Raw genomic sequence first — 9,947 nt, 5'->3', positions numbered from 1 at the left:
GAGGAGCCGAAAGCGAAAAGCCCAGACGAATGCCCGAGCCAAAATATATAAACATAAGTGTTTACACTGAACACTTGTGTTTATATACTGAGCCCATCAACACAACAAAGGAGAGTTGATGAAGTACAGCGAGTTCAGGAGATGGTTGGAGGCCCGAGGGGTCGAGTTCTCGAAGTCAGCAAGCGGTAGCCACTTCAAGATTCGATACAAGGACCGCCAGACGATCTTCCCAAGCCACGGATCAAAAGAGATTGGTGAAGGGCTTAGGAAGGAAATCATCAAGCAACTGGGCCTCAAATGAGGCCCCTACCAACTGAACACGCAACAAGTCAGCTCCCTAAGCGAGGAACCATGTTCGACTACAAAATCGTTGCCCACGAAGAGAACGGGCATTTCTGGTCGTCCTGCCCGGACATTCCAGAGGCTCACAGCGCCGGGGATACCCTGGAAGAGCTGCTGGAAAATGCTGTCGAGGGGATCACCTTGGCGATGTCGATCTACGTTGAACGGCGACAGCCAATCCCGTATTCGACTGATCGGGGTGATCACCATGTGCGGCTACCTGGCGTTACCGTAGCCAAGGCACTGCTGTGGAACATGCTTGTTAAGACCAATAAGACCCGGGCCGACCTGGCTGAAATGCTGAGCATCTCGCCTGTCGCCGCCGGCCGACTGGTTGACTTCGAGCACTCCTCGAAGCTGGAGAGCATCGAAAATGCCTTGGCCCTGTTTGGTCTGCGCTTGCAGATCACCGGCGTCGAGTCGTATGCCGTGGGCACTCCGAAGATCGTTTATCCGGGCATGGAGCCGTAACGAAAGGCTCGCACATGCTCCAGGGTTTGCGTGTCTTCCCACGCCGCCCGCCAAAGACGATCACAGCGCCGACGCCCTAATGCATCGGTCTCGCTGATCCGGTCTCGCGCCACCCATGAAGCACGTACGAGGCATGGGTGCGCGGGCTGCCGGTGTTTTTCCGTAGCACTGTACTACCGGCTTATCAGTGTCCAGGCCTCCCGAAGGCTGCCCTGGCTGCAGTGAACTTTTCTGCGGGCAATAAAAAACCCGACGCTATGGCCGGGTTCTTTTTGCGATCTTCGCCAAAGGCGAAATTATCACGATGGGGAAACTATGCCATCAGCCGAGCGGGAACGCAATAGGCCCTCAAGCGGCACTCTTCATTTGGTAGATTGCAGTCGCCACCGGACCCAGCGCCATCTTGTCCACGTCCTCGCAGCAGTCGAACGCAAGGCGCACGTATCCACCCCACTCGCGGTCCCAGCGCACTGAGTCGAGCCTCACCCCGTAGTGAGCGTGCAGCCAGGCCCTGAATCCCTCTGGCGACTCCAGCGGATCGTCATTGGCCGACTGCCCGCCCTGGTGCATGTATCGGTACCGGGTCATTACCCCCTTCACCACATACTCGAGCTTTTCACGCTTGGCGGCAGTCATGCGCGGCGACTTGCGCTGCACCAGGTTGAAGATCACCTCTTCTGCAATCTCGCGGGTGTCGTCGTCCAGCCGTGGGCTGTACATGAAATTGCCGAAGGCACGGACTTGGCTGTGCAGCTTGCCGATTGCCGACTGCACCTGGCCGGCCAATGCCTGGTGCGCGGCGTGGCTGGCAGTGCGCTGGCGATCCGTGGTCTGCACCATGGCGCCCAGCAAGCCCAGCTGCTCGATGAAGGAGCCTTGGCTATCCCAGGCCGTGTACAGGCAGTCATGCCACGCTTGGCGAGCGCTATTCAGTTGCATGGGCCGCCCTCCTCACGCTTTCGCTTGGCCGCAACAGCGATGCCGCGCACAACGCAGTAACCCCCGAGAATGACCATGCCCATGAGAAACAGCTGCGCAGTGTCGAGTGGTGTCCAAGTCATGCTGCTTGCTCCTTCAGCTGTTTGATCTTTGCCCGGTATTCGGCCTTGATGGCCTTCAAGTCTTCGATGGTGTAGCGCTGGGGCTCATGAGGCCCTTCGAGCCGGTCGACTCGATCTTGGCCAATCTTTTGGATCAACCGCTCGCGGTAGCCCTGAGCAACGGTCCGGCCTTTGGCGGCGTACTTGTCCGATCCGCCATTGCAGGACTTGAGCTGCTTGTGGCAGTTGTCCTCATCGAATCTCAGCTCCGGGTATGCACCACGACTGAGGAAATGACCCGCGTCCCACTTGCCACCAGTCAGCCAGTCTTCGCCTGCCCCGTAGCTGCCACAGCAGATGCAGGGCTCGTCCTTGTCACGCAGACGGATGAAGATGTTGAACTGGATCTGGGCCTCCTTGATGTAATCCGCCCGGCTCTTGAGCTTCTCCTTGCGGACCTTGAGTTCGCGGCGCTCGCGCTGGGCAATGGCCTTGCGGGCAACCTTCTGGCCTTCCGGCTTCTTTGCCAGGTCCAGCGCGCACTGCACGCTGCAGGCCTTCTGCGTCGAAAGCGATGGCCGAAACCTGCCGCCGCAACCCTTGCAGGTCTTCTGCTTCACTTCCTTGATCGAAGCCCTCATGAGGCCCTCCCCCGGCGCTCGCCGTAAATCGCCATCATCAGGTCCTCTGGATGCGGCAGGAGCAGCTGCAGGCTCTCGGCGCAGTAGGCATCCAGCAGCTCCAGGTAAGTGGTCATCTGCTGGGTGTTGAACTTGCGGGTCTTGGCCCGGCCAACGCGGTACCGGGTGCCGTCGGGCAGCTCGACCGGGTGAACCTCGGCCGGCCAGAGCTTGGCCACCAAGATGTCGTGCCACTCTTCCGAGCTGGCGGTCTGGCCGAACGAATCGCGCAGGTGCTCCTGGATCAAGCCATTCCACATCCACAGCAGCCGGTTCTGCGCGTCGCTGCGCTTGTTCCGCACCTCGACGATGGTCAGGCGGCGTGGCTTGGCCAGGTCCAGACCGGTGAGGTAACCGATCAGGCGAGCACGGTCTTGCTCAGTGCGGAGCATCAGGTCAGCCACGGGATGCCTCCTTGGCCGCTTCGCCGCCACTAAGGCGATCGATCTCCGCGAGCAGGGCCAGGACCACGACCGGGCTCGCCGCAGCGATATACGCAGCGTTGGCGCGGCACTGCTCATCGGTCTTTACCAGGCAGTTGGCGAAAGCCTCGGCGATCCGCCCACCCTTCTCGTGCGCCACGTAGGCGTACAGGACGTTTCCGTGTTCGTTGACGTACTCACCATCAGTCACCCACTCGCCTGGCGTTGCGGCCTCTGCCAGCGCCTTCAGCATCACTCTGTCGATGATCATGGCTTCACCGCCTGCCAGTAGGTCGCCTGGTTTGGAGAGGTAGCAACCAGCCCTTTGCGCTTCAGGCGCTGGCAGGCCTTGGAAACCTCTTCCCTCCTGAGCCGGACAGCGCCGGACATCGCCCAGGCGGTTGACCCCAAGCAGCCCTGCAGGTGCTTTAGCACTCGAGCCTCGGCCTCTGCACGCTCCTCGCGCATCTTGTTGGTGTCCATCAGTGTTTCTCCTCGGCTTCAGCCTTTTCCACCAACTCGCCAAGGCGCTGCTTAGCAAGGTGCACCAGGTCGTCGTGGTCGCTCTCGCTCATCACCGGCACGCAGACAAAGAGCAGGCCAGCCTTGGCCAGGGTGTTGGCGACCTCCATGGCTTTCCGCATTTCAACTGGGCTTGCGCGATTCATGACAGCCCTCCCCCGGCCGGCTGCCCGGCGCGCTTGATGTTCAACTTGGCCAGGAGATGGGCGCGGCACGCAGAGGCGCCAGACGGGATCTGCGGCACCTCCAACAGACGTGCTTGGCGGTGCCGGGCCAACTCTTCTGCCCTCTCAACCTCGGACTTCTGCCCGTCGTGGCTGATACCAATGGCAATGTCTTCCAGCGGCTTGCCCTGCACCAGCATGCGGATGGTGATGTCGTAGGCCCGGTCGAAAATCTTGCTGGCCTTCTCCGATACCTGGTCAGCCAGGTTGTGCAGCTCGCACTGCAACGCGGCGTGGCGCACTGCTGGGTGCGACCAGGTGCGACTGCCTGCCCGGCTCGGGTGCGAGTTCTCCAGCGCTTCACGGAACGCCTTGTCGTGCGACGGGATGCCCAGCATCTCCGGTGTCGGCTGACACCACTTGATGAACTTGCCCACGCTTGGAGCGAAGTCGCCACCGAACTGGCGGCAGTTCAGCAGGCCGTAGCGGATTTGCTCCAGGGTGTTGATCTCGGCGGCGACGAAGGCCTTGATCCAGCTGCGCTTAGCTGCCTTCAGGGCGTCGTCATCTGGCCACGCCTGCTTCCAGGCCGGGAAAATGGCCTGCAGCTCCTTGAACAGGGCATTGACCACTTCGGCGGTGCCGGGCGGCAACTGCTTGGCAGTGACCGGGATCACTGGCGGTAGGTTGGTGGCCTTGGCCATTAGTTGGCTTGCGCTCTGCGGCGCCTTCGGCTTGCTCACAAGGCACCCAGTTCATCAGCCCAGGTGGTGTCGTTGAAGTCTGGGCCGTTGGCCTGGCGCTTCAGCGGGAACTGGCGAACATTGCTTCCGGCAGCCTCATCGCGCTTCACCCACTTCACCAGCAGGCTCACCCATGACGCTTGAGTCTCCAGGCGACCGCATGCCGAGTAGTGGCAAACAAACGCGGCTGTGGCGTCCGCGGTGAAGTGGTCAACAGGGATGCCCATGCGGTGCGCGTAGGCCTTCAGGAGCTTCTGGTCAGGGACCCACTCAAGGGTCATCTCGGTTGGCGCCTTTGGGTCGACGGAATTTTCCTGCCACGCGCGTTGAGTGTTGTGTTGATCTTCTCCTATTCCCTTCCCTTCCCTTCCGGGGTCTACCAGTCGACTACCAGTCGACGACTCCTCGGCGAATTGTCGGCGACCACTCTCAGACTCGTCGTCGAATTCTGATGGAGGCGCAGGGTATTTGAAGTTCTTTTTCTCGATCTTCTGGTGCTTCCAGCCGCAGACGTGGAGGTAGTTCTTACCCTCGGACCAGTAGCTGAGAATTAGGTGTGCCCCCTCCAGTTCGCCCAATAGTTCGCTCACCTCCTCGGCAGTAATGTCGTCGCCAGGAAAGACCAGGGCCTTGATGGTGCGAGGCGCCAGCGGGTGATTGCCGCCGTCGTCGCAGAAGTTCCAGATGCCGATGAACAGGAGCCTGGCCAACGGGCGGCAGGACATCACTTGCTCGCTCGACCAGAACTCGGGTTTGACAGTGCGGATACGGGCCATCATTGGGCCTCCAGGTTGTACTGTGCCCACAGGCCGGCCACCCAGGTGACGCCCTTCGGGGTAAATTTGGTCTGGTTGAATGCGTGGCCGCCGTCAGTGGTACCGGTCTTGATGTCGAGGCGCCCGGCATCAATGTGCTGCTGGTAGGCCTGCCACTCACCACCCATTCGGTACATGATTTTCTTGTCGAGCAGGAACTCGCGGAAGCGGGCCTCATTGGCCCTCAGCAGCTTGGCGGTCTGCCGGAAGCCCTTGAGTCCGGTCGATTCCACGTACTTGTCGACGAACTCGACTTTCGGGGCGGCTATGGCAAGGGCCTGCTGCGCAACCTGCTTCTGTTCCATTTCGTCGGCCCAGGCGCGGGCGGCGGCTACCGGGTCGGCGAAGTTCGGCAGCGTGGCGATTACGCGCGGCGCCTCGGCCGCATTGAGGCGGTTCAGAACGTTGCGGCGGACGGCTTTCGACTCACGCATCGAGATCAGCATGCACTGATCCTTGGTAAGCATCAGGCCTTCGGACGCGGGCCCACGGGAATTCCTTACTACGAAGGTTTCGTAGTATTCCCCCTCAAGCTCATCCCTGCAGCGGGCGTTGAAGTCGGCGCGCCGAACCTCACTTTCGCCATGTTGCATCCTGGCCTCATTGACCAGGACGAGCAGATCGAAACTGCTCATCGTGCGCGCCACAGAATCGTGCTTCACGCCTTGTGGCGCGAGCGCTGTTATGGGCTGTACACTGTGGTTCTGCATATGCATAATTCACCTCAGAGTTTTGTGTGTTGCAGAGAGCCGGGGCGCAATCCCGGCTTTTTTGTGCCTGTGATTTGGCAGAGGCCCTCTCGGTTACCCTGAAGAGTCCCTGCCGGAGGCCCTCATTGGGGTCACCAATCGAAGGACCTTGGCCTTCTTCCTGCCGACTTCGGAAACAGCCCCACTCGCAATGGCTGTTTCCATCATCGCGTTGATGGCCTGGCTGAAACTCCAGCCGTTCTGGCACATCAACCCCTCCACCTTTCGCCGCGTATCAGGCGGCAACTTCTCAAGTTCAACGGTCATTTAGGCCTCCATAGGCCCTTCAGCCCGCGATATCTTCTTGCTTGTCCTGCATCAGCTCTTCGATGACACCGTTGGCTACTGCCCACTCGATGATTTCGTAGAGGTAGGTGGCGTGCTGCATGCGGGTTTTGGTTGCTGCTTTGCGCAAGATCCGATCCAGCACAGGTTCAAACCGAACCTTCACCGGAATGGCGCGCTTCTGATTGGGATCCATGTACATACGGGGTTTTTCCTTTGTGGCTGGTGAAATGGTTAGGCGGCGGATTTCTTGAGCGAGTGAGCCGGATCGTCTTCGCGCTTGGCGATCAACACCCCGCTCGACTCTTTCTCCAGCACGCATTGCATTGGGTAGGAGAACCCGCCTGTCGTACGGCACTGAGAAACGCGGCTTCCGGTTACGCCAAGGGCGTCTCCGATTGCGCGGCCGGTGCCGAAATGTTTCAGGGCTTCGTCGTAGGTCATGGGTGTTTCTCCGATGTCTACAGCGAGTTTAGAGTTCTTAACAGCACAAGGCAAGTTATCTAAACATCGTTATGTTTAGAATCCTAAATATGGAATTCAAAGATCGTGTCATCGCGCGCATGAGGCAGCTGAACCTCAGCGCTACAGACATCAGCAAACTGACTGGCGTATCGAAGGCCACCGTGAGCTTTTGGGTGAACGGGACCAACGGCGCGAAGGGCAAAAACCTGCTCGCGCTTGCGAAAGCACTTGAGTGCTCTCCGGACTGGCTTTCGGATGGGACAGGTTCTGCGGGATCGGGAGAAGATTCAGCGCCCGGCACTTCTACTGCTGACCTTGTGGCTCAGATGCTGGCATCCAAAGCTGGGAAGAACCTCTCTGAGAAGGCTCGGGAAATGATGCTTGCGGCAGCGGTTGAAGCCGATAATCCCGACGCGATTAATCCGGACTATCTTCCCGCCAGCTTTGGAAACCTCCGTCCGCGCCAAGAAGAAATCCTGATTCCTCAGTACGACGTGCGCGGAGCGATGGGCCACGGGCAAGTGCCAGCCGACTACAACGAGGCCGTCCGCAACCTGGTTGTGCGAGAGGAGATCCTCCGCGAGAAGGGTGTTACCTATACCTCCCCCACTGCCCTGGCAATGATCACCGGGTGGGGGCAAAGCATGGAAGGCACGATCAATGACAAGGATCTTGTCATTGTTGATAGGGGCATCAACGAGTTTATTGGTGAAGGCATCTACGTGGTGACCTGGCATCAAGAACTGTACATCAAGCGGATCATGCGCCTGGATGAGGATCATTACCGACTGATCTCAGACAATCAGCATTATGAAAACCAGACCGCGCGGATTGATGACGTCACCATCCATGCAAAGGTGCTTCTCATCTGGAATGCCAAGAAGGCCTGAGTGCTAGAATGCGGTCTTTCCGATTGGAGGGATCCATATGCCGATGCAGCTGCAACGCCTCTTCATAATCCTGGCTCTGGCCGTGCTTGCTGGTTGCGCGTCCGGACCTACGCCTCAAGACATTGAGCGCGCTGACTACGGTAAGCCGATTGCCCAGGAACAGGCCGAAGAGCGCATCAGGCAGTACTTCAACGGCACCCTCAAAGACCCCTCCTCTGCCCAGTACCAGTTCTCGAAAGTCGAGAAGGGATACATCATCGGCAGCGCAGTCGAAGGAAAGCCTTTGTTCGCTGGGTACATCGTTTCCACGAACGTGAACGCCAAGAACAGCTACGGCGGATACACAGGAAATCAAGGCTATCAGTTCCTGTTTCAAAACGGCGCCCTGGTGAAAGGGCTGAAGCTGAGCCCGAGCGGTGTGCATATGCCGCTGTTCTAAGCGTCACGCAATCTAGAAAGCCCGCCATCGAGCGGGCTTTTTGTTGGGATTAGAAAGGCGCCGGCTCCTCTACCATCAGAAACTCGTCATGGACTTCTACTTGGGGGTCATTTTCTGAGGAGGCCTCCCATCGCAACGTCACAGATTCGTCCTCATCGTTAAACGTCATGTCGATTCCATCGGTCTCCGAAAGCAAGCCCATCACCTCATCCCACTCCCGATCTCCGTCACTGTCCAATCGGTGAATGGTGACCCAGCGCTGCTGCTGGGCGATTGGGTGATTGATCATTGATGAGACACGAAGGCCGAGGCGCTCCACCCCAGACATGACTACTTTTTCCTGCTGATTCTGTTTCTTCGGCTTTGCCATTTGCCTCTCCGGTAACTGTATATCCGTACAGTTCTGACGCCAGATTATCCGATCTCTTACAAAACCGTAAGTCTTGACTTTGCGTCCTCATGGAGGTGTTCGGCCGCTTCGCCTGTTAAGTTTTCTAAAATAATCCTTGACGACTTCTGTTTAGTTTTCTAAATTTGCCTTAACACAGCGACCTACCCGGTCCTGCACAGGGCCTCAAGAGACCCGCCACACGACTGGTGAAGCCGCCAGATAGCACGGGATCAGCGAAGTGATCTCCCAGCCCCGGAAAGCGGGACCGACTGGAACCAAGTTCTTTGACAGATATCGCGCCGATGCTGCCGCCAGTAGCGGGCTGAGGCGTACGGACCACGAGATTCACTGAAGCACCTGGGCGACCGGGTGCTTTGGGAATCCACTGGAGGAACACGACATGAACCGCAAGCAATTCCGCAAAGCCCGCGTTGCCGTGAAGCTCGACCGTATCAGCAACACCGCCACCTGCGACGTGCCTGGCTACGAGAAGGCGCTGATCCTTGAGCTGATGCACCGGGATCGCGCCTGAAGATTTCACTGGCTGGCCTTGGCGACAGGGCCAGACGGGAAATCAACCAGAGGAACACCCCATGTTCGGTATCGGAAAGAAGCTGTTCGGCGCCAAGCGCGCAGTCAAGAAACTGGAAAATCGCGACCTGATGCAGGCCATCGTCGGTGGCTGCCTGCTGGTCGCAGCAGCTGACGGCGAGATCAGCAAGAACGAAGCGGCGCAGATCGACATCCAGATCCGCGCCAACAAGAACCTGGAGCATTTCGGCCAGGAGATCACCACCACGGTGAACCTGTTCACCGAGCAGTTGCAGGCCGGCTTCCGCTTGGGCCGCATGAACATCATGCGCGAGATCGCGGACATCAAAAACAACCCGCTCGATGCTGAAGAGGTGTTCGTCAACATGATCACCGTGGCTGAAGGCGACGGCAGCATCAGCCCTGAAGAACTGAAGGTCCTGGCCGAGATCGGCACCCAGCTGGGCCTGCGCCTCAAAGACTTCGGTATCGACGCTTGAGGAAGAAGCGCATAGGCCTGGTGGCCGTCGCGGGCATTGGCCTTCTGGTCGTCGCCGTCAGCGCCGCATTCAACTGGTCGTCCTGTGCCTGGTACGGCTACCAGACCGAGCGCCAAACCCGATTCGCTCCCTACGTCGGCTGCATGGTGAAAACCGGCACCGCCTGGGTGCCGCGCAGCGAATTACGCACCCAGCAGTAACAACCAGCGCCTCGTCAGCCTGACGTTAACTGCCCGATGCCCTGCTCCCCATCGCAGGGTTCATCGGAAGTCACACGGTACCGCGAAAGCGCCAGCCGGCACCTGGGAGAAAGGGGCCGATCAGCTTGCAGAGTGATCCGCCGCGCGAGTAAGGCACTGACCCCGGCTATGTGTGACTTCCGATGCATCCCGCATCCCCTTCCCTTCACATCGACCGCATTGGCAGGTGCCAGGCTGGCTTTTCACGCCCAGTTTGGTCACTGCGCCTGGCATCTGACCAATGCGGTCCAGAGGACAA

21 protein-coding genes are annotated in these 9,947 nt (G+C 59.0%); 7 read left to right on the top strand and 14 right to left on the bottom strand.

What is annotated here, in order from left to right; translation table 11 throughout:
* The first annotated feature begins 118 nt into the window (after positions 1–118).
* Together DM813_RS18965 and DM813_RS18960 are read left to right on the top strand one after the other, a co-directional pair.
* Positions 119–301 (top strand): type II toxin-antitoxin system HicA family toxin, encoded by a 183-nt coding sequence (locus DM813_RS18965; protein ID WP_128324903.1) that lies wholly within the window; start codon positions 119–121, stop codon positions 299–301.
* A gap of 50 nt (positions 302–351) precedes the next feature.
* Complete coding sequence (locus DM813_RS18960; protein WP_128324902.1) at positions 352–813, top strand: type II toxin-antitoxin system HicB family antitoxin; 462 nt, start codon at positions 352–354, stop codon at positions 811–813.
* A 348-nt stretch (positions 814–1,161) separates the two neighbouring features.
* Here DM813_RS18960 and DM813_RS18955 read toward each other — a convergent pair whose 3' ends face one another.
* From DM813_RS18955 to DM813_RS18900, 13 genes are all read right to left on the bottom strand, one after another.
* Positions 1,162–1,752, bottom strand: coding sequence for a hypothetical protein (locus DM813_RS18955; protein ID WP_128324901.1), 591 nt, complete (start codon positions 1,750–1,752; stop codon positions 1,162–1,164).
* Entirely contained in the window at positions 1,743–1,874 is a 132-nt protein-coding gene (locus DM813_RS28810; RefSeq protein ID WP_277750114.1) for a hypothetical protein, read from the bottom strand. Before DM813_RS28810 ends, DM813_RS18955 begins: the two co-directional genes overlap by 10 nt.
* Complete coding sequence (locus DM813_RS18950) at positions 1,871–2,494, bottom strand: recombination protein NinG (RefSeq protein ID WP_128324900.1); 624 nt, start codon at positions 2,492–2,494, stop codon at positions 1,871–1,873. Before DM813_RS18950 ends, DM813_RS28810 begins: the two co-directional genes overlap by 4 nt.
* Positions 2,491–2,937 (bottom strand): recombination protein NinB, encoded by a 447-nt coding sequence (locus tag DM813_RS18945; protein WP_128324899.1) that lies wholly within the window; start codon positions 2,935–2,937, stop codon positions 2,491–2,493. Before DM813_RS18945 ends, DM813_RS18950 begins: the two co-directional genes overlap by 4 nt.
* Positions 2,930–3,226: an ead/Ea22-like family protein gene (locus DM813_RS18940; protein ID WP_128324898.1), complete on the bottom strand. Its 297-nt coding sequence runs from the start codon at positions 3,224–3,226 to the stop codon at positions 2,930–2,932. The genes DM813_RS18945 and DM813_RS18940 overlap by 8 nt, the downstream gene beginning before the upstream one ends.
* Positions 3,223–3,438, bottom strand: a complete 216-nt coding sequence (locus tag DM813_RS18935; RefSeq protein ID WP_128324897.1) for a hypothetical protein — start codon at positions 3,436–3,438, stop codon at positions 3,223–3,225. Before DM813_RS18935 ends, DM813_RS18940 begins: the two co-directional genes overlap by 4 nt.
* On the bottom strand, positions 3,438–3,623 hold the full coding sequence (locus DM813_RS18930; protein ID WP_128324896.1) for a DUF1382 family protein: 186 nt from the start codon (positions 3,621–3,623) through the stop codon (positions 3,438–3,440). The genes DM813_RS18935 and DM813_RS18930 overlap by 1 nt, the downstream gene beginning before the upstream one ends.
* Positions 3,620–4,345, bottom strand: coding sequence for a replication protein P (locus tag DM813_RS18925; protein ID WP_128325258.1), 726 nt, complete (start codon positions 4,343–4,345; stop codon positions 3,620–3,622). Before DM813_RS18925 ends, DM813_RS18930 begins: the two co-directional genes overlap by 4 nt.
* Positions 4,346–4,380: 35 nt before the next feature.
* Positions 4,381–5,163: a DnaT-like ssDNA-binding domain-containing protein gene (locus DM813_RS18920; RefSeq protein ID WP_128324895.1), complete on the bottom strand. Its 783-nt coding sequence runs from the start codon at positions 5,161–5,163 to the stop codon at positions 4,381–4,383.
* Positions 5,160–5,834: a phage antirepressor KilAC domain-containing protein gene (locus tag DM813_RS18915; protein WP_128324894.1), complete on the bottom strand. Its 675-nt coding sequence runs from the start codon at positions 5,832–5,834 to the stop codon at positions 5,160–5,162. The genes DM813_RS18920 and DM813_RS18915 overlap by 4 nt, the downstream gene beginning before the upstream one ends.
* Positions 5,835–6,002: 168 nt before the next feature.
* On the bottom strand, positions 6,003–6,215 hold the full coding sequence (locus tag DM813_RS18910) for a hypothetical protein (protein WP_128324893.1): 213 nt from the start codon (positions 6,213–6,215) through the stop codon (positions 6,003–6,005).
* Positions 6,216–6,234: 19 nt separating this feature from the next.
* On the bottom strand, positions 6,235–6,435 hold the full coding sequence (locus tag DM813_RS18905; protein WP_039012569.1) for a hypothetical protein: 201 nt from the start codon (positions 6,433–6,435) through the stop codon (positions 6,235–6,237).
* A 32-nt stretch (positions 6,436–6,467) separates the two neighbouring features.
* Positions 6,468–6,677, bottom strand: coding sequence for a hypothetical protein (locus DM813_RS18900; RefSeq protein WP_128324892.1), 210 nt, complete (start codon positions 6,675–6,677; stop codon positions 6,468–6,470).
* 89 nt (positions 6,678–6,766) lie between these two features.
* On the opposite strand from DM813_RS18900, the gene DM813_RS18895 reads away from it, so the two are divergent.
* Positions 6,767–7,588 (top strand): S24 family peptidase, encoded by an 822-nt coding sequence (locus DM813_RS18895; protein WP_128324891.1) that lies wholly within the window; start codon positions 6,767–6,769, stop codon positions 7,586–7,588.
* A 37-nt stretch (positions 7,589–7,625) separates the two neighbouring features.
* A complete protein-coding gene (locus tag DM813_RS18890) occupies positions 7,626–8,027 on the top strand; it encodes a hypothetical protein (protein WP_241653200.1) in 402 nt (133 codons plus the stop codon).
* Between the two features lie 49 nt (positions 8,028–8,076).
* Here DM813_RS18890 and DM813_RS18885 read toward each other — a convergent pair whose 3' ends face one another.
* Positions 8,077–8,397, bottom strand: a complete 321-nt coding sequence (locus DM813_RS18885; protein WP_128324890.1) for a DUF1654 domain-containing protein — start codon at positions 8,395–8,397, stop codon at positions 8,077–8,079.
* Positions 8,398–8,818: 421 nt separating this feature from the next.
* Between DM813_RS18885 and DM813_RS28805 the strand changes: the two genes are divergently transcribed.
* The 3 genes from DM813_RS28805 to DM813_RS18875 all read left to right on the top strand — a co-directional run bounded on the left by DM813_RS28805 (position 8,819) and on the right by DM813_RS18875 (position 9,649).
* The gene (locus DM813_RS28805; RefSeq protein ID WP_277750113.1) at positions 8,819–8,950 is read left to right on the top strand and encodes a hypothetical protein; all 132 of its coding nucleotides are present in this window, start codon (positions 8,819–8,821) and stop codon (positions 8,948–8,950) included.
* A 61-nt stretch (positions 8,951–9,011) separates the two neighbouring features.
* Positions 9,012–9,449: a tellurite resistance TerB family protein gene (locus DM813_RS18880; protein ID WP_128324889.1), complete on the top strand. Its 438-nt coding sequence runs from the start codon at positions 9,012–9,014 to the stop codon at positions 9,447–9,449.
* A complete protein-coding gene (locus DM813_RS18875) occupies positions 9,446–9,649 on the top strand; it encodes a hypothetical protein (protein ID WP_128324888.1) in 204 nt (67 codons plus the stop codon). The genes DM813_RS18880 and DM813_RS18875 overlap by 4 nt, the downstream gene beginning before the upstream one ends.
* Positions 9,650–9,947 lie beyond the last annotated feature (298 nt).

Origin of the sequence: Pseudomonas alkylphenolica (assembly GCF_004025535.1) — a bacterium.
Classification (GTDB): Bacteria; Pseudomonadota; Gammaproteobacteria; order Pseudomonadales; family Pseudomonadaceae; genus Aquipseudomonas; species Aquipseudomonas alkylphenolica_A.
Note: the sequence above shows the minus strand (reverse complement) of the source record. Positions and strands in the feature narration are given on the sequence as shown.